Raw genomic sequence first — 18,082 nt, forward strand, 5'->3', positions numbered from 1 at the left:
CGACATCGTCGCTGGTCAGGAGGCCATCGACCATTGAGGCCCAAATGATTCCCAAGCTCAGAGCGCGGGTTCGATTCCCGTCACCCGCTCCGAATAATGAAGGCCCAGGGAGGCCTTGCTCGTTGTCCAGTCCGGTTCGAGCGAGCGTTCTTCGCTTCCAGTTGGTCGTCACGCTCTACCTGCAGGAACTGCACGGCCCGTCCTCCCTGCAGGCCGCGTTCGCCACTCGCCTGCGTGGCGCACCCGGCGGCGGGCGGCGCACGATGGAGGTGTGACTCAGTAAGGAGGCATCGCCATGTTGGAGGTCAAAACCCCCAGTCATCCGGACCAGCAGCGGGAATTCCCGCACGGCCACCTCGAAGCCGTTCACCTGTCGGGGCTGGACTTCGCGGTGGCAACTTTCGAGCCCGGCTGGCGGTGGTCGCAGGACGTCGCACCGATCGCCGGGACCGGGAGCTGTCAGTTCCACCACAACGGGATGGTGGTGCAGGGGCGGCTGCACATCCGCATGGACGACGGATCCGAGACCGAGGTCGGTCCCGGGGAGGTCTTCGTGTGTTCCCCCGGACACGATGCCTGGACCGTCGGCGACGAACCATGCGTGACGTACGACTTCGCCGGTGAGACAGCGAAGGACTACGCGAAGCCGCAGTGAAAACGTGGATGCGGACGCCCTGGCGACGCTGATCCGGGTCGCGAACTGTGTTCCACGGCTGCACCTGTCCGAACGACGGCCTGCGGTGAGTGGCCGTCGACGTGACGGAGTCGGGCCGCTTTCGGATCACTCTGCTCCGAGCCGCTGTTCCCCGACGTCAGGCACTTTCAGCAGCGTGCTGACCGGAAGCAGGATCGGCGCTGCCCCGGTGACAGCCCCGGACGCGCCGGACCCGAAGGAAACTTCGACGTGAGGAGTGGCCCGGCATCGGTCGGTGCCGGGCCACTCCTCACGGCATCAGCGACCGCCGAGGCCCAACTGCCGTGCGACGCCGAGGTAGTCGTTGTTCCACCAGCTCTCCGCGATCCGGCCGCCCTGACAGCGGAATGTGGCCTGCCCGGTTGCCGAGAACTCCCGCCCCGTGGGCTCCATGCCCCACAGCGCCCCCACATGGCGGCCCTTGAAGGAGTACCTCGCGCTCACCAGCTCGCCCTCCTCGATCAGGCTCTCGATCGTGACCACCGGTTCGAGTGCCGCATGGAGTTCCCGGTTCGCCGCCTTGGACTCCTCGAGCCCGATCTCGCCCGACGGCAGGGACGGATCGTGCTCCCGGTAGTCGGGGAGGCACAGTGCGTCCGCCGCGTCGAAGTTCCTGTTGTTGGCCACCTCCTCGAAGAAGGCGCGAACAACGATCTTGTTCAGCTGCTCGTCCCGAAGGACGTCGAGGTCCGTGATCGTGGGGGCCTCGTCGCAGGCAGCCACCAGCTCCCGGAAGATCCGGTCCGTCTCCGGCAGCCGCGCGTTCTTCACCGCCTCCTCGTGCGAGGGGAACTCAACGATCTCCACGACGTGGGCGGAGTCGGTGCGGTCCTGTCCCACGATCGAATGGGTGGCCGTGCGCTTGCCCTCGGTCGCCCGGACCCACTCGTCCATCAACCTGTTCAACTCACCGACGCTGCCGGTCCTGCAGTCGATGACCTGGACGAATGTCATGACGCCTCCTGCCGAGTCGGAACCTGGAAGACTCCTTCAGGCTAGGCCGACTTGACTGCATTGTCCCGATGGGCCGGTCCCGCGCCCCTGCCTTCCGGCCGGCCTCGTTCCGCTGTGCCGGGGCAGTGCCTCCGGGAGTCGCGGCCCCTCGCCCACCTCCGGATGCCGGCGGATCGCGGCACTCGCCGGGGACGAACGGCCTCACGTCAGACACTCGAGGGAGCGCCGGCCAGAGCTCTGCCGCCGACGAGACCGGGTTCGCCGGGGCCCACCGCCGGCAGCGAGGGAGCGATCCGGTGAGGGCCTCGGAAAGCCCGACCGGGGAAACGGTCCGATTCCGGGACCGGCACACCACATGGGGCGTGCGAGCCCGGCGGCGCCCTGCAACCGGCAGGATCCGGTTGCAGGGCGCCGCCACAAGAGGGATTGGTTCCTCAGGACCGGCCGGATGCCGGGTCGTCCGGTCCCGGCCAGTACGCCGGGAAGGCGGCGGCAGGCTGTCGACCGGACTCCCGGGAGGAACCGGCCAGGTCCGAGGCGGCACCGTTCGGCGCATGGATGACGGCCTCGGTGATGTCCGAGGAAGGCGGGAAATCGGCCGCCGGTTCGCCGTATCCGTCGCCGATGTGCCGCTCCTGCGGCGGCGTGACGGTGAACAGGTCGCGGAAGGCCACTGCTGCGCCGTTCTCGCGGATCATGCGCTGCGAGTTCTTCCGGGCGAACTGCACGCCCGCGCTCCGCATCGATGTGCCCGTCTCCTCGGCCCGGGTCATGAGGCCCCGGACGAGCGGACGGATCTCGGAGGACAGCCGGCTGCACGCACCGGCCGGGCTGACCACCTCGCCGAGGATGACCCACCAGGCACCGGCAGCGGCACCGGTGTTGGCGATGAAGTCGGGGACCACCGTGACTCCCCGGTCCAGCAGAAGCTGCTCGGCTTCGGGGGTGGTGGGCACATTCGCGGCTTCCACCACGAGCGTGCCCCGGATCCGATCGCAGTTCTCCGCGGTGATCGCATAGGAGACGGCAGCCGGCACCAGCAGGTCGACGTCCTGGCTCAGCCAGGAGTCGCCGGGGGCCTCCACGTCGTCGTCGCGCAGAACGGAGCGGTCGATGATGCCGCCCGTGCTGCGCGCGGCCAGCAGGAGGTCCACGTCGAGGCCTCGCGACGTGTTGAGGATCAGGCCCCGGGCGTCCGTGATCCCGACGATCTTCACGCCGGCACGCGCCAGGTAGAGCGCCGTGGATCCACCCATCGCACCGAACCCCTGTACGACCGCATTGGCCGTGGCGGCGGGAATGGACTGGTGGTCCAGAGCCGCCAGGGCAGCCTCCGCCACGCCGAATCCACCGACCAGTTCGGACAGCTTCAGACCCTCCGTCCGGGTGGCGAAGGCCTGCCGGATGCGTGCGCGGACATCGTCCGCGACGGGTGAACGGACCACGGCCGCATGGAAGGACGTCTCGTCGATGCCGACCCGGGCGAATGCCTGATCGAGCTGCTCCTGCTGGGTACCGAGGTCGCCCGCCGTCACCCAGAAGCGTTCCAGCAGCGGCCGGACCGCCTGGAGGAAACGCTCCCGCACCTCTTCGGCTCGCGGGTCCGTGGAGTCGAAGTCGATTCCGCCCTTGGCCCCGCCGACATGAATCCCGAAGGCGCCCATTTTCAGGGTCATCTCCCGGGCGAGTTCGGCCACTTCATCCACCGTGCAACCGGGTCGCATGCGGAGTCCTCCCGTGGCGATGCCCGTCACCAGTTGGTCGATGACGACGAATCCACGAGCGGGAGTCAGGGTGTCGCGCCATGTGACCTGCAGATAAGGTTCATGCTCAAGCACCTGCGATGGCATCTCGACAGCAATGTGCGTCATTCGGCACTCACCCTTTCCCGTTACTGATAGGCACGTTTTCCCGCGCACGGACCCGCACCGACCCGACCTCATGGCCAGGAGCCGACGCCGATTCCATGAATGGCAGGGAGTTCTTCCGCTGACTCGGTCGGATGTGCGCGTCGTCGCGCGCGACCGGGGCGGCCTTTTCAGGGCAGAGGAATCACGTCCCTACGGCACACTTGTGGTGAGCCCTGACGAGGGACGCAATGAAAAGTTCTTCGGAAATACGCAGAGAACGCGGCCCGTTGCGTTGTGCGTACGGCCTACTGTGAGGTCGGGCTTCACCCCTTGTCAAGGATTCTTGTGACGTGGACCTCACAGCCGATTTCCCGCTTCCGGACGGCTATGACGAACGGCGAGAAAGCGCAGGTCAGCGAGGTCGGCTGAGTGCTACGCGCGTCGCCTCGCCGAGGCGCGGACCGGCAGCCGGCACTTCTCCGAACTCCTGCTGCAGGATCGAGCGCCTTCCAACGCCTCGGGGTGGCAGGCCGTCGGACGGAACGGGTGCCGGAGCGTGCTGAATTGAGTCAGGCTTGCGGCGTGGATGAGATGGTGCTGACCGAGGACGGGGTCCGGCTGTGGGCGACCCGGCTGGGCGCGGGCGATCCGGTGGTGTTCTGCCACGGTGGCCCAGGGTCGTGGGACACCTTGGAGGACGCTGCCGAACTGCTGGGGGATCAGACGGCGGTGTACCGCTGGGACCAACGCGGGTGTGGCCGCTCGGAGCGACACGGGCCGTACTCCGTCGCTCGTTCCATGGCCGATCTGGACGCCGTGCGGCGGCATTTCGGGTTGAGCCGGACAGCACTCCTCGGCCACTCGTGGGGCGCCCAGCTGGCGCTGCTGTACACGCTGAACCACCCGGAGTGCGTGAGCAGGCTGGTGTACGTCTCCGGCACGGGAATCGATCACGGAGCCACCTGGCGCAAGGCGTATCAGCACAACCTGCGGGCTGCGCTCGGGGCCCGCGTGAAGCGCTGGGGCATGCTGAAGGATCGCGAGCGCACGGAAACAGAGGACCGGGAGTTCTGCGTACTGCAGTGGTCGGCGGATTTCGCCGAGCGGGAGCGGGCGCTGAAGCATGCCGAACGGATGGCCACGCCGTGGCTCGGGTTGAACTTCGACTGCAACGCGGCCATCAACGCCGAGAACAGCCGGACCGAGGGAACTCCCGCACTGAGGGCGGCATGCGAGGCCATGGACGTCCCAGTGCTGATCGTGGACGGGGCCGAGGACATCAGGCCGCGTCGGGCTGTCGATTCGCTCGAAAAGGCCTTGCCGAGAGCGTCGCGAGCGGTTCTGAGTGGCGCAGGACACATGCCATGGGTGGAAGACCCGGACGGGTTCGCCACGGCGGTGGCCGGCTTCCTCCATAGGTGACCGCCCGGCCGGCGGTTCAGCCGGCCCCCCTCACCTGGCCACCCGCCGGGCGACGGGCCGGAGCCCGCGCGGACGCCGACCCGCCGTGTTGTACTGGCCGGGTGGAGCGCAAGCACGCATGGGTGTCGTTCCCGCACGCCAAACGTTCCGGCCGGACGGGAAGCGGTGCCGAGCGCACCCGGGCGGCCGAGGAGGAGCGCCGCAGAGTGCGCCTCATGATCGAAATCACGGCTCGGGCAGGGGCTTACCGCAAGGGACTGGAGGCGGCTGTGCGCCGCCTCGGCCCGGAGGAAGCGGCGATTCTCGCCGACCTGGAGCGCAACGGGCTGCAGGTGCCGCAGTTGCACGACGTCCTGTGCGGCGGCCACGTCCTCGTGGACGACCCGGAGCTGTACGAGGCCTGGCGGTTCGACAAGGTCAGCCGTCGGCGCCTGTCCAGCCACCATCGCGACATGGACAAGGACCGCTACCCCGACATCGGGATGCAGGGGCACGTCGTGCGGGAGAAGCTGCACGGCCGTACGGCTCAGGGCACGTGGGTGCAACTGGAGAAGACCCCGGCCGCGTTCGGAAAGCGCAAGCTGCCCGGTCCGAACGACCTCCGGCACCTCGTCGACTACGTGGTGTACCTGATCACCCGCAGCAACGTCGGCCCGTGGGGGCTGTCCCGGATGACCGAACGGCGCCCGATGTACCTGTCACCCGTGCTGGCAGTGCCGACGTCCCTCACACCACCCGTCGCCCGGTCGCTGACCCAGGCCCTGCACCGCATCGAGGCGGACGACGACGTCACCGCCGTCTCCCAGGACCTGGCGGCCCGGTTCCCGCCCCCGGACCGGGCCGAACCGGCCGGTGAACTGGGCCGGGCGCTGTCCGGCAGGGGCGGCCGGGGGCTGTTCGGCAACTCCGACGTGTGGGTCACCGAGACACCGGCGCACAGCGCTGTCGCAGTGCTCGACGAGACCTCCGAGCCGCCCGCGGGCGCCCTCCTGCCGGAACGAGGGACACCGTGAACGACGACCACCGCACCCCCTCCTCGCCGCCGCACGACACCGGCGACGTGTCCGTTCCCGAGGGGCTGGTCCCGGCCGTGCTGAACCTCGTGGACACCGGACCGGTCCTGCTCGGCGCGTACACCGTCGCCGAACTCACCGTGGTCGACGCGATCGTGGACTTCCTCGAGGCCCGCCCGTCGGACGAGGTGCTCGCCGAGGCCGTCCGGTCGCTCGCGGCACGGCACCTGCTCCTGTCGGGCTCATCGAAGGAGCAGGTCCAGGTACGGGGAGACCTGGGCATCGCCGTCGTGTTCCAGCGCAGAGCCCGGAAGGTGCTCGATGCCCGCACGACCGGCACGGAGCCCGGGGAGCCCTGGCGGATCCTGCTGCTCCCCCAGCCCGAGGGGATCTGCCTGATGGTCCGCATCGACGCGCTCGGGGTCCACGAGATGGGCCTGTACAGGCTCGAGGAAGCCCTCCGCGTCCTGACCGACTGGCTGCCCCGGGGCCGCTCGGCGGACTCCGCCCCGGCGACGGACGTCGACGCCCTGCTGGCCTCCTCGGAGCGTTCCGCGCTGCTCACCGTCACCCGCTACAGCGCGCAGGGGTCGGCCGAGATCGCGGGCGCCAGCACGGATCTGGTCCTCGCCCGCAGCGGCGGGCGGCTGCACGTCCTCGCCCGGCATGCGCATGACGGAAAGAATCTGGTGCCGGTCCCGCAGGAGGACGAGGACGACGTCCGCGACCGCCTCGCCGGGCTGCTGGCGTAGCGCGCCCCGGAGGAACAGCGGGCCGTGCCCGGTTGCCCGGCCGCACCCGCACCCGCATCCCGATCGGCTCCGGCAGCGGCACACATCCCGCGTTGCCGGCGGTCGTTCCCCGGCGGAGAGTCACCGAATTCCCTGCCGGGGGCGGGGCCGGGGCCGTACCCGTTCCGCTCCCCACCGGGGCGGCAGGGCCCTCCCCCGGATCAGTGCCTCCGCGTGCTCGCGGAGGGCGGTTCCGCCGTTCGGGCATCGCGGAAGAGGAGGGTGCGTTCGCTCAGAATGTCCCGGTCGGCCTCGCTCCGGTAGATCTCGTCCACGCTGCCGAACCGGGCCTCGGCGTAGTCGAGACCGAGCAGTTCGGCCGCCCGGCGGACGGCTGCCTCGTCGTGTCCTTCGATCTCGAGGAAGGTGGGCAGGCCGGGCCAGGTGTCGAAATCGAAGGCGATCCCGCCGAGTCGCCACTCCTCGCGGTAGTTCTCCTGGTACCGGGTCTCGCGCAGGCCGAGGCGGCTCAGGATTCCGGCCATGGCGTGGAGATCGCCGATCTCGGTCTCGATCTCGGTGGTGCCGTCGATCGTCGTACTGTCGGTGACCTGTTTGAGGGTGAGGGTCGAGCGGGTGCCTTCGTCGCGCAGACGGACCCACTGACCGTTGTCCAGCGCGTCGTTCTCGAAGATCTTTCGGGTGAAGAGGGTCCGCGGGAATGCCTGGGTGGCGCCCAGGGCGGTCAGTGCGGCCCGCAGGGCGGCCACGTCGACGGACAGGAACGTGGCCTCGTACTCGTGCTTCATGCTTCTCATCTCCGCTTGCGGACTGCCGGCTGCGCGAACTCCGGGTGAGGGGCACGGACAGCCGGAAAACGGTCCGGCCCGGCGCCCGGCCCGTGCGTCAACTCGCCTGTGTGCAACGCGGACAGAGCGCCCCGGTCACTCCCTGTCCGGGCAACAGCCTTGCCACGCCGGCCAGGACGGAACTCGGTACGGCCGGGCTCCACGGCTATCACGCGGCGTTCCTGATCGCGCTGAATTCACGCTGATCGCGCTTCTCGCCGGCGCCGTTCCTTTGCGGAACCCGTTGTCCTCCCCAACCGGGTGACGGACCCGGAGAGGGGAGCACGCACGGGCGCACAGGGGCGCATTTCGCGGCCGTGGGGGGCGAACTCCGAACTCCGCAACTCCCCGAAGCCAACTGCATTACAGTCGGATCAGCGGCTGTGGTGGGACGCGTGACCGGGGGGCCGAGTGGACAGCAGGGGAACCGAGCGGGTCCGGGTGAATGTGTTCGCTCCCGGCGATCCGGAGTCGCATGCGGCCGCACGAGCGGCGTTCGCAGCGGCCGAAAGCGCCGGGAAGGACGTCGACGCCCGCGGATCCGTTCCCCTGGGCGACATCCTGATGATCGGCTCCGTGGCCACCCATGCCCTCGCCTATCTGATCAACACGCTGCGCAAGTCCTGGAACAAGGGCGTGGTGGTCGACGCGATCGGACGGCAGCTGAGCATCCGCCAGGACCCGGCGCTTCCCCGCGGTGTGGTGATCGTCCGCTCGAAGTCGGGGGAAGTGACCGTACGCGACGGGGCGGGGCTGGCGGACATCATCGGGGGTGTGCTCCCCCCACGCGGCAACGAGAACGCAGGGACCGGAGGTCCGGGGAATGCCTGACGCCGGACGCAGCATCCTCTTCCAGCGGCACCAGAATCCCGCGCTCGCGCGGGAGGCGCGCGAGATGAGCATGGCGTTCGCCGACTTCTCCTACCTGGGGTGGATCACCGGCGAGGACGATCCGGACCGGGCGTGGGAGATGTACTTCGCCCGCACCCAACCGCAGGTGCGGGCGGTCCTGGACGGGTTGCTCGCCACGTTCCCCCCGGAGGAGCGTGATCAGGCCGTCGAACTGGCAGGGTCCGTCGAGGCGTTCTGCCTGCCGTCGAACGCGGTGGAGTCACGCGTCTTCGAGAACCCCGGCGACGCCACCGGGTATCTCATCGGCGTCTCACCGCTCGTGATCCAGTTGAGCGCCGAGATCGCCTGGGGGGTGCACATGGCGCATCCCTACCTCCCGGAGGCGCTTCCCCCGGGATGGGAAGCCGCAACCCTGCACGCGCAGGAGTCGCTCGCCCTCAACATCAGCGGCTACATCCGTGCGCTGGAGGGGATCGGGGAAGCGCCCGTGCCCACCGGCATGATCAGCACCGCGATGGAGGCGACCGCGAGGGCCCGGAGTGAGTCCCGGGGCCGGGGACCACACGACTTCTACGATGCGGCGCTGACCTTCGCCCTCACCCACGAGTTGGCTCACATCCGGCACGGGGACCTGCTGCCGGCCGGGCAGGGGAGAACGGTTGCGCCGTACTCCGAAGGCATGGCCCGTCTGCTGCGGATCTCCGACGAGGAGAACGAGGAGATCGCCGCGGATGCCTCGACCTTCACCGCGTGCTTCAACTACTTCATCGGTACCTGGTTCTGGGGGAACGAGCGTCCCACCGGAATCCTCAACGTCCTCAAGCGACTGGAGTGGGAGCGCCGCTTCCGGCTCGCCGCCTGGCACGGCGCGCAGCGCGCGAGCGAGGCGTGCGAGGCCTACTACTCCGCCATCGCGATCCTGGCGGATCTCACGTTCCGGCGCGGCGACGACGGGACGGCAAGCCGCTTGATCACCACGGCGGCGCGGCTTCCCCATGTCCAGTTCCACGTCCAGCGGACGCGCGAGGAGGTGCTGGCCCCGGCGTACGGGCCGTTCATGTGGAGCGACCGGGACGTCTCGTACCGCAAAGCCCACCACAGCTGGCGCATCCACTTCGTGGAAGCCCTTCTGCCCGCGATGAGCCGGCATCAGCGCTCGGACTCCCCGGACTGGCTCACCACCTGGAAGAGCCCCGCCGAGCTGGCGGAGGATTCGGAATTCCGCTCCGATGCCGTGGCCGAATGGGAGGAACAGGCCGCCGACAGGGCACGCGAGCTGGGGCCCGACCACCCCGACACCCTTGCCACCCGGGCCAATCTCGCCCACCTGCGGGGAGAGGCGGGGGATGTCGTCGGAGCGGTGGCCGCCCTGGAGCAGGTGGTCACCGACATGGAACGCGTGCTGGGGCCCGACGACCCCCACACCTTCGCCGTCCGGCACAACCTCGCCTGGCTGCGGGGAAAGGACGGGGACGCCGCCGGGTCCGCCGCCGCGTATGCCGGACTGCTCGCCGACCAGGAGCGCGTGTTCGGACCCGATCACCCCGAAGTCCTGGACACGCGGTACGAACTCGCATGGGCGCGGGGGAATTCGGGGGACGCGGAGGGGGCAGCCGCCGCATTCGCCGACCTGTGCAAGGACCATGAGCGCGTGCTGGGCTCCGGCCACGCCACCACACACGCTGCCCGGCAGAGCCTCGCTCACTGGCGGGAGATGGCGGGCGACACGGCCGGCGCCGCCGAGGCGGCCACCGCAGCACGTGCCGGCAAGGAACCCGTGCTCAGCCCCGGCCACCCCGGCACCCTCGGCGCCTACGAGGCGCGGCTCGCCGAACAGGAACGCGAGCTGGGCCCGGGCCACCCCGGCACCCTGACCACCCGGTGGTTCCTCGCCCTGCTTCGGGGCACGTCGGGCGACGCGGAAGGGGCGGCCGCCGCGTACGCAGAACTGCTGAACCACGATCTGGGACCGCTGGGTTTCGACGCCGACCGCATCCGGGAGAACCTCGGCTTCTGGCAGGGCAGGGCGGCCGGCGTGGACGTCACCGCCGGGTGACGTTCGCAAGGGCCGCCCGGTCGGCGACGAGCCCGGGGCCGCCGGACCGTCAGCGGCCGTGCCGGGCCGCGTGCTGGGCGGCCAGCCGGACGGGGGCGTTCGGGGCACCGTAGCCGCGGTAGCCGCCGTCTCGCTGGACGAGTTCGAAGAACACCCGCCCGATCGTCTCCGTCCAGCAGTGGCGGAACTCCCCGTCGGTGTCCCGGTCGTACAGGATGCCGAGCTCCCGGTAGGTGTCGATGTCGCCCGGCGGGAGGTCGAACCGGGCCGCGAGGTCGTCGTAGTAGTTGTCCGGTACAGGAAGCAGCCGGCCGCCCGCGGCAAGGAATCGGCGGGCGGCGGTGACGATGTCGTCGGTGGCGAGCGCGAGGTGCTGGGAGCGCACGCTGTCGTCGGCGGAGGCCGGCCCCACCGCCAGGGCGATGCGCACGCTGCCGTCTGCGGTGCGGAAGGCACGGCTTCGCCACAGCCCGTACGGGTCGGCGACGTCGATGCTCTCCTGTGGATCGAGCCCGAGCACGCTGCGGTGGAACAGCGCGGCCTCGTCGAACTGGTGCCAGGGCTGGGTCAGGGCGACGTGGTCGATGCCGCGCACGCCACCGGCGGCCGGGTGCGGATCCTGCAACGACGGCGGCGACTGCGGTTGCGGCTCGGGGCGCGGCTGCGGGGTGAAGTCGTCCGTCCAACTCGGCTGCTCCGGCCGGTCGGTGGCGCAGAAGAACACCTCGGTTCCGTCGGGAGCGGCCACGGCGTCCAGGGGCGCGTCCTCCGGGGCGCGGCGGCGGGGAAGCACGGGCGCGAGCAGGGCCTCCGCGCGCTGGGCCGCCTCGGCCGGGGAGGGTGACTCCAGTCCGACGGCCGTCAGCGACAGGGCCTGTTCCCGCCGGGCGGAGCCGGCCGTGTTGACCAGCAGGCGGGCATCGGCCTGCTGCCACAGGGAGACGGGCTTCGTGCGGTGCGCGGCCCGGCGGTCGAACCCCAGCGCGCGCAGGACGGCGGCGACCGGTTCGGCGTCCGGGGTGGCGAGTTCGGCGAAGGCCACCCCGGTCGGTGCCACGGGAGCGGGGAGCGAGGCGGCTCCGGCGCTCTCCTGGAGCATGCGCAGCGAGCGCTGCGCGTCGATCGCGGTCTCGGCTGCCTCCGCCTCCCGGAACACGTCGTTGAAGACCTCGAGCGAGAGCGGACCCGGGTAACCGGCGCGGAGGACATGCCCGAGGAACGTGGTGAGGTCGAAGCCGCCCTGGCCGGGGAAGCAGCGGTGGTGGCGGCTCCACTGGAGGACGTCCATCGCCATCAGGGGGGCGTCGGCCAGTTGCAGGAAGAAGATCTTGTCGCCGGGGATGGCCTCGATGCCCCGGGGGTCGGAGCCGCGGGCGAGGATGTGGAAGCTGTCCAGGCAGGTGCCCAGCGCCGGGTGGCCGGCCGCCTCCACGATGCGCCAGGCGTGGTGGTAGGTGTGGACATGACGGCCCCAGGCGAGCGCTTCGTAGGCGATGCGGATGCCGTACTGCTCGGCGACGGCGGCGAGTCGGTGGAGCTGCTCGGCAGCGAGCGCGTCGTCGTCCACGGCGAGCGGGGAGACGCTGGAGCACACCAGCACGGTGTCGGCGCCGAGTTGTCGCATCAGCCGGAACTTGTGCTCGGCACGGCGCAGGTTCCGCCCGAACTGCTCGGCGGGCACCGCCTCGATGTCGCGCAGGGGCTGGTAGAGGTCGATGCCGAGGCCCAGGTCCTCGGCGCGGGACCGGATGTCCTCCGGGGCGAGCGGGCTGGCGAGCAGGTCGTTCTCGAAGATCTCCACCCCGTCGAAACCGGCTCCGGCGGCGGCGGTCAGCTTCTCCGTCAGGGTTCCACTGAGCGAGACGGTGGCGATGGACGTCCGCATGACGGCGCTCCTTCACGGTCGGTGCGGTTCCGGGCGGATGGTGTCCGGCGGGCGTGTGGTGTCCGGCGGGCGTTCGGGGTCGCGACGGCGGGGACGGAATTCGCGGCAGGCGCGTCAGCGGGGGGCACCGGCCTGCGCTGCCAGCTCCCGGACGTCCGCGAGCATGCGGGGCAGGTCCGGCTCGCGGCCGGTGAAGATGCGGAAGGCGTCGGCGGCCTGCAGGGCGGCCATGCCGCCGCCGTCCAGCGTGGTGCAGCCCAATTCCTGTGCGGACCGGAGGAGTTCGGTCCGCAGGGGCCGGTAGACCACTTCCGCGACCCACAGCTCCGGGCGGAGAAGTTCCGCGGGCAGCGGCAGGCCGGGGTGGGCGGCCATGCCGGTGGGGGTGGCGTGCACCAGACCGTCCGCGCGGCCGAGGAACGCCGGCAGGTGCTCAGGGGTTCCGGCCGTCACCCGGTCGGGGCCGAACCGCGCGCCGAGGGACGCGGCGAGCCGCGCCGCCCGGTCCCCGATCGCGTCGACGACGGCGAGCCGTCCGGCGCCGAGGGTGAGCAGCGCTTGCGCCACGGCGGCTCCCGCGCCGCCGGCCCCGAGCTGCACGACGCACTCCAGTGAGGCGTCCGGGAGTCCTCGCGCGAAGGATGCGGTGAATCCGGTGACGTCGGTGTTGTGCCCGACCGCGCGGCCGTCCTCGAAGACGACCGTGTTCACCGCGCCGAGTTCCCCGGCCTGCGGGGAGAGGTGGTCGAGGTGGGGGATGACCAGCTGCTTGCAGGGGTGGGTGATGTTCAGGCCGTCGAAGCCCAGGTCACGGGCGGCTCGTACGAGGTCGCCCACGTCCTCGGGCGCCCGGCCCAGGGCGTCCAGGTCGATGAACCGGTACTGGTAGCGCAGTCCTTGGCGGTCCGCCTCGCGCTCGTGGAGTCCGGCGCTCAGGGAGGGGCCGATGCCGGAGCCGATCAGGCCGACGAGGTAGGGGCGTGAGGTCACGCTCGCTCCTTCAGCAGCTGTGCGGGACGGGGCGGGGCCGGCGTCTTGCCGTGCAGGCCTGCACCGCAGTTGACGGTGCCGGGGGGGCCGGGAGCCGTGGACCTCCGGTCCGGGCAGGTTGCTGCCGAGCCGGGAGGAGGGGGACGGGGACGGCCGGCGCGTGTTCCGCTCCAGGGGTCGCGGGAGGCGGGCCCGGCTCGTCCTGCGGATCACGCCTGCCGTGGGCCGGCGTGCTCACCGTGCCGATCACCTCCCGCCAATGTACGTACTGGTTCGTTAGTTGTACGCCCACCGGGGCCTCCGGGGGAAGACCCGAACGGAAATCGGCTCCCCCCGGAGGTGCTTGGGGGCCCCGACCTAGACTGACCGCACCGTCGCGATCTTCCGAGGAGTCCGATGACCCCCTCCGTCCCGCCGTCCACGTCCGGCAGCCCGCTCGAGGGCCGCACCCGTGACGCGGCACGCACGAAGGCGGAGATCATCGACGCGGCCACGGAGGAATTCGCGCGGCTCGGTTACACGGGAGCCCGGGTGGACGAGATCGCCGCCCGCACCCGGACGACCAAGCGGATGATCTACTACTACTTCGGCGGCAAGGAGCGGCTGTTCACGGCCGTGCTGGAGCGCGCCTACACCGTGATCCGGCAGGCGGAGAAGGACCTCGACGTCGCCGGCCTCGACCCCGTCGCGGCCATCCGGCGCCTCACCGAACTGACCTTCGACCACCACGAGGCGCACCCGGACTTCATCCGCCTGGTCAGCATCGAGAACATCCACGAGGCCGAGCACATCGCCGGATCGGAGGAGCTGAGCCGGATCGGCTCCCCGGCGATCGAGGTGCTGCGCGAGATCCTGGACGCCGGCCGGTCCTCGGGTGCGTTCACGGCGGACGTGGACGCGGTGGACCTGCATGCGATGATCAGTTCGTTCTGCTTCTTCCGTGTGTCCAACCGGCACACGTTCAGCGCGCTCTTCGGGCGCGATCTCGTGGCGGCCGGCCGGCGAGAGCACTACCGGACCATGCTCGGCGACATGGTCGTCGCCTATCTGACCACCGGACGCGCGCCGGCCTGAGAAGCGCCGCCGCCCACCCCTCTTCCGCCGCCTCGGCAGCAGCGGCTTTCCCGTGATTGTCCGCCGCGACCCTTGACACTCGATGGTCGCGAGCGCAGCATCACAGACCATTGCGCTATGAACTACCCAGTTGGTTAATTAGCCGCTTCCTGCGGCGCCGGCCGGCCCCGAGCCCCTGGGCTCACACCCCCCGTTCCCGCACGTCCCTCCGCTCGGTCGACGAAGGAGCACGCCGTGACCGTCCCCACCCCCGCCGGTCCTGTACCGCTCGAGGGCCAGCCCCGAAAAGCCGCTCTCGCCGCCTGGATCGGCAGCGCTCTGGAGTACTACGACTTCTTCATCTACGGCAGCGCTGCGGCTCTGATCTTTCCGGAGATCTTCTTCGACCGGTCCGATCCCGCCGACGCGACCATGCTGTCCCTGGCCACCTTCGGCGTCGCCTACGCCGCCCGTCCGGTCGGCGCGGTCTTCCTCGGTCACTTCGGCGACCGGCTCGGCCGAAAGAAGATCATGGTCTTCACCCTGGTCCTGATGGGCCTGTCGACCTTCCTCATCGGCTGTCTGCCGACCCGCGGCCAGGTCGGCACGCTCGCCCCGCTCCTGCTCGTCCTCTGCCGCATCCTGCAGGGCATATCCGCGGCGGGCGAACAGGCCGGCGCCAACTCCATGACGCTGGAACACGCACCCGCCCACCGCCGCGGCTGGTTCACCAGCTTCACCCTCAACGGCACCCAGGCCGGGCAGTTGCTCGCCACCCTGGTGTTCATCCCGGTCGCCGCACTGCCCGAGGACCAACTGCTGTCCTGGGGCTGGCGCATCCCCTTCTGGCTGAGCATCACCGTCGCCGTCGCCGGCTACGTCATCCGCCGTACCCTCCACGAGACGCCGGCCTTCGCCCGGCAGGCGGCCACCGACGGAGTCCCGAAACTCCCGCTGGTGACCCTGCTGCGCGAGCACGGGGCGGGTGTGCTGAGGGTGATCGCGGGCGCGCTCGTCGCCTCCGTCAGCACCGTCTTCACCGTCTGGGCACTGGCGTACGCGACCGGAGAGTCCGTGGGCTTCGACCGGTCCGGAATGCTCTGGGTGGCTGCGCTCGCCAACCTCGTCGCCCTCGGGGCGATCCCGCTGTGGGCACTGCTGTCCGACCGCATCGGCCGCCGTCCCGTCTTCCTCACCGGGGCCGCGGGCAGCGCGGTGTGCATGTTCCTGTACCTCTGGGCCGTGTCCACCGGCTCGTATCCGCTCACCCTGGCCGTCGGCATCCTCACCTTCGGCATCGTCTACAGCGCCGCCAACGCGGTCTGGCCCGCCTTCTACGGCGAGATGTTCTCCACCCGTGTCCGGCTCTCCGGCGTGGCCGTCGGCACCCAGCTCGGCTTCGCCGTCGCCGGCTTCGCCGTGACCTTCGCGGCTCGGATCGCCGGGCCGCAGGGCGACGACTGGTTCGCGGTGGCCCTGTTCACCGCCGCACTCTGCCTGCCGCCGGTGATCGCCGCGGTGACGGCGCGGGAAACCCACCGGGTCCCCACCGAGTTGCTGGGCACGAACCGGAACGGGGCGTCGCACTCGTCCGTGCCGACCGGGGCCTGACCGGACGCCGCGGAGTTCCGGCCCCTGGGCTCCGGCTCGGGGCCGGTTCAGGAGCCGATTTCAGGAGCCGGTTCAGGAGCCGGCGACCCGGCCCAGCGGCAGGGAGGTTGCCGCAGCGGACCTGCCGTTCCCGCTCACCGGCCCCCGGTCAGCCGGGGCGGTCCGCACGACGTGCCGGAGCCCGCGGGGCGTCGCCCTCGCCGACGGGTGGAGCTCGTCGAGGCCCACCCCTTCGGGGAGGTCGTCGACCCGCGAGCGGGGAGGAGAAGTGCACGAAGCCGCCGCGCCCGTGGACGCCGACGCCGACGCCGGGAACGGTGCCGGTTCCGCAGGGGACGCCGACGGCTCGCATCCCGGTGCCACCGGGTGAGGCACGGCGTCCCCCCGGCACGGCGGCCCACGACTCGGCCTGCGGGCCCATAGGCTCCGGGAACGGTCGGGGACGGGGCCTCCGCCCGGCATCGTCGCCGGACCGAGGACCATCCCGACGACGCGCACCCGGAGTCCCGATGACCGAGTCCCCTCCGGCAGACACCGCCCCGCCGCAGCGCTGGGTCTCACTGGCAGCGACCTGCACGGCGGCCGGGATGGTCTGGCTCGCCTTCGCCGACCTGGGTGTGGCGCTCCCGTCGATCGCCGACGAGTTCGACAGCAGCCTTTCCGCACTCCAGTGGGCCAACAATGCCTTCAGCCTGGTCACCGGTGCGCTCGTCATCGCCGCCGGGAGGTTCGGGGATCTCTTCGGGCGTCGCCTGATGCTGCAACTGGGCAGCCTGCTGCTGGTGCTGTTCTCCGTGATGGCCGCGCTGGCGCCCGACGTCGGCTGGCTGGTCGTCAGCCGTGGGCTGATGGGCATCGGAGCGGCCCTGATCCTTCCGGCCTCATTGGCGCTCATCCCCCCCGAGTTCTCGGGGCGCGAAGAGGTCACGGCGTTCGGCATCTGGCAGGCGGTGGCCTGGGGAGGGCTGTCGGTCGGGCCGGCGATCAGCGGCCTCGTCACGGAAGGGCTCGGCTGGCGGTGGCTGTTCTGGATCAATCTGCCACTGGCGGCCGTCACCCTGACGGTGGTCCGCCTCACGACTCCGGAGTCACGCGAACAGGGAGCTTCGCGCAGGATCGACTGGCCCGGCATGGCCTGCATCGGTTTCGCCGTCTTCGCCCTGCTGTACGCGCTCACCGAAGGACCGAGCACGGGCTGGGGCAGCCCGCTGATCGCCGGACTGCTGGTCGCGACGGTCGTGCTCGCCTTCGTCTGGTACCGGATCGAGCGCCGGGTGGACGAACCGCTGGTCGACCTGCGGCTGTTCCGGATCCGCACGTACAACGGGGCTCTCGCGGCCAACCTGACGATGAACCTCACCTTCGCCGGCCTCAGCTTCCTTCTCGTCCTCTGGCTGGAGAACGCACGCGGCTACAACCCGGTCGAGGCCGGGCTGCTCATGCTTCCCGCGACCGTCGGCGTCTTCCTGTTCATCCCCCTCGGCGGGAAACTCGGGACCCGGTGGGGCGGTCGGCTGCCCGCGGTGACCGGGCTCGTCCTGGCGAGCGCCGGCCTGTTGGCCCTCGGGTTCCTCGGCACCGACACCTCGCTGTGGCTCCTCGTCGGGGCTCTGGTCGTCATCGGGCTCGGCCTGGGGCTCGTCAGCACCCCGGTCGCCGACACGGCCGTCGGCGGTGTCCCCATCGAGCTGGCCGGGACCGCCGCAGGTGTCTTCAAGATGTCCAGCATGCTCGGCGGGGCCCTGGGGGTCGCCGTCCTCACCGCCTTCGCCCGCGGGCTGACGTCCAATGAGGCAGCCGGTGTCGTGAAGGCGTCGGGACTCTCCTCGTCCGAGATCTCCCGCGCACGGAAGGCGCTGGTGAACTCGTCGTCGTTCCGGGACGCCGTCGACTCACTGCCTGCGGACATCCGCGACACCGTGGTCCGCACCGTCGTCCAGGCCTTCACGTCCGGCATCGCCGACACCATGGTCGCCGCTGCGATTCTCACCCTCGTCGCCTCCCTCGCCGTCTTCCTGCTGTGGCCACGGAAGCTGCGGGACGACGGTTCGGGCGAGGACCGGAGTCCCGGCCCGGCCGGCGGGGGAGCCGACCGTCCATGACACGCCGAGGTGACCGCGCCC

The 18,082-nt window shown here is 70.7% G+C and carries 15 protein-coding genes; 10 read left to right on the plus strand and 5 right to left on the minus strand.

The genetic code is table 11. The features are described 5' to 3' along the window. Positions 1-122: 122 nt before the first annotated feature. Together M1E25_RS10535 and M1E25_RS10540 are read left to right on the plus strand one after the other, a co-directional pair. Positions 123-275 carry a hypothetical protein gene (locus M1E25_RS10535; RefSeq protein ID WP_251413122.1) on the plus strand — a complete coding sequence of 51 codons (153 nt, stop codon included), beginning with the start codon at positions 123-125 and terminating at the stop codon, positions 273-275. 20 nt (positions 276-295) lie between these two features. Further along, positions 296-655 carry a cupin domain-containing protein gene (locus tag M1E25_RS10540; RefSeq protein WP_251413125.1) on the plus strand — a complete coding sequence of 120 codons (360 nt, stop codon included), beginning with the start codon at positions 296-298 and terminating at the stop codon, positions 653-655. Between the two features lie 297 nt (positions 656-952). Here M1E25_RS10540 and M1E25_RS10545 read toward each other — a convergent pair whose 3' ends face one another. Beyond that, a complete protein-coding gene (locus M1E25_RS10545) occupies positions 953-1,648 on the minus strand; it encodes an ester cyclase (RefSeq protein ID WP_251413128.1) in 696 nt (231 codons plus the stop codon). 434 nt (positions 1,649-2,082) lie between these two features. Further along, positions 2,083-3,486 (minus strand): Glu/Leu/Phe/Val dehydrogenase dimerization domain-containing protein, encoded by a 1,404-nt coding sequence (locus M1E25_RS10550; protein ID WP_251413130.1) that lies wholly within the window; start codon positions 3,484-3,486, stop codon positions 2,083-2,085. A gap of 603 nt (positions 3,487-4,089) precedes the next feature. Between M1E25_RS10550 and M1E25_RS10555 the strand changes: the two genes are divergently transcribed. The 3 genes from M1E25_RS10555 to M1E25_RS10565 all read left to right on the plus strand — a co-directional run bounded on the left by M1E25_RS10555 (position 4,090) and on the right by M1E25_RS10565 (position 6,685). Further along, the gene (locus tag M1E25_RS10555; protein WP_251413251.1) at positions 4,090-4,920 is read left to right on the plus strand and encodes an alpha/beta fold hydrolase; all 831 of its coding nucleotides are present in this window, start codon (positions 4,090-4,092) and stop codon (positions 4,918-4,920) included. 101 nt (positions 4,921-5,021) lie between these two features. Then, on the plus strand, positions 5,022-5,933 hold the full coding sequence (locus tag M1E25_RS10560) for a hypothetical protein (protein WP_251413132.1): 912 nt from the start codon (positions 5,022-5,024) through the stop codon (positions 5,931-5,933). Further along, entirely contained in the window at positions 5,930-6,685 is a 756-nt protein-coding gene (locus tag M1E25_RS10565) for a hypothetical protein (protein WP_251413134.1), read from the plus strand. The genes M1E25_RS10560 and M1E25_RS10565 overlap by 4 nt, the downstream gene beginning before the upstream one ends. Positions 6,686-6,885: 200 nt before the next feature. On the opposite strand, the gene M1E25_RS10570 is transcribed toward M1E25_RS10565, so the two are convergent. Next, entirely contained in the window at positions 6,886-7,473 is a 588-nt protein-coding gene (locus tag M1E25_RS10570; protein ID WP_251413136.1) for a class IV adenylate cyclase, read from the minus strand. 450 nt (positions 7,474-7,923) lie between these two features. Between M1E25_RS10570 and M1E25_RS10575 the strand changes: the two genes are divergently transcribed. Together M1E25_RS10575 and M1E25_RS10580 are read left to right on the plus strand one after the other, a co-directional pair. Continuing rightward, on the plus strand, positions 7,924-8,343 hold the full coding sequence (locus tag M1E25_RS10575) for a hypothetical protein (RefSeq protein ID WP_251413138.1): 420 nt from the start codon (positions 7,924-7,926) through the stop codon (positions 8,341-8,343). Next, positions 8,336-10,420 carry a tetratricopeptide repeat protein gene (locus M1E25_RS10580; protein WP_251413141.1) on the plus strand — a complete coding sequence of 695 codons (2,085 nt, stop codon included), beginning with the start codon at positions 8,336-8,338 and terminating at the stop codon, positions 10,418-10,420. Before M1E25_RS10575 ends, M1E25_RS10580 begins: the two co-directional genes overlap by 8 nt. Before the next feature lie 49 nt (positions 10,421-10,469). Here the strand turns inward: M1E25_RS10580 and M1E25_RS10585 are convergent, their stop codons facing one another. After that, on the minus strand, positions 10,470-12,305 hold the full coding sequence (locus tag M1E25_RS10585) for a bifunctional sugar phosphate isomerase/epimerase/4-hydroxyphenylpyruvate dioxygenase family protein (protein ID WP_251413144.1): 1,836 nt from the start codon (positions 12,303-12,305) through the stop codon (positions 10,470-10,472). Between the two features lie 114 nt (positions 12,306-12,419). Beyond that, a complete protein-coding gene (locus M1E25_RS10590; RefSeq protein ID WP_251413147.1) occupies positions 12,420-13,295 on the minus strand; it encodes a shikimate dehydrogenase in 876 nt (291 codons plus the stop codon). A gap of 396 nt (positions 13,296-13,691) precedes the next feature. Here M1E25_RS10590 and M1E25_RS10595 point away from each other — a divergent pair, with 396 nt between their 5' ends. The 3 genes from M1E25_RS10595 to M1E25_RS10605 all read left to right on the plus strand — a co-directional run bounded on the left by M1E25_RS10595 (position 13,692) and on the right by M1E25_RS10605 (position 18,061). Continuing rightward, entirely contained in the window at positions 13,692-14,369 is a 678-nt protein-coding gene (locus M1E25_RS10595) for a TetR/AcrR family transcriptional regulator (protein ID WP_251413150.1), read from the plus strand. Positions 14,370-14,603: 234 nt separating this feature from the next. Beyond that, on the plus strand, positions 14,604-15,959 hold the full coding sequence (locus M1E25_RS10600; RefSeq protein WP_251413153.1) for an MFS transporter: 1,356 nt from the start codon (positions 14,604-14,606) through the stop codon (positions 15,957-15,959). A gap of 509 nt (positions 15,960-16,468) precedes the next feature. Further along, a complete protein-coding gene (locus M1E25_RS10605; protein ID WP_251413156.1) occupies positions 16,469-18,061 on the plus strand; it encodes an MFS transporter in 1,593 nt (530 codons plus the stop codon). Positions 18,062-18,082: the final 21 nt, after the last annotated feature.

The organism is Streptomyces meridianus (assembly GCF_023703325.1).
Taxonomy (GTDB): Bacteria; Actinomycetota; Actinomycetes; order Streptomycetales; family Streptomycetaceae; genus Streptomyces; species Streptomyces meridianus.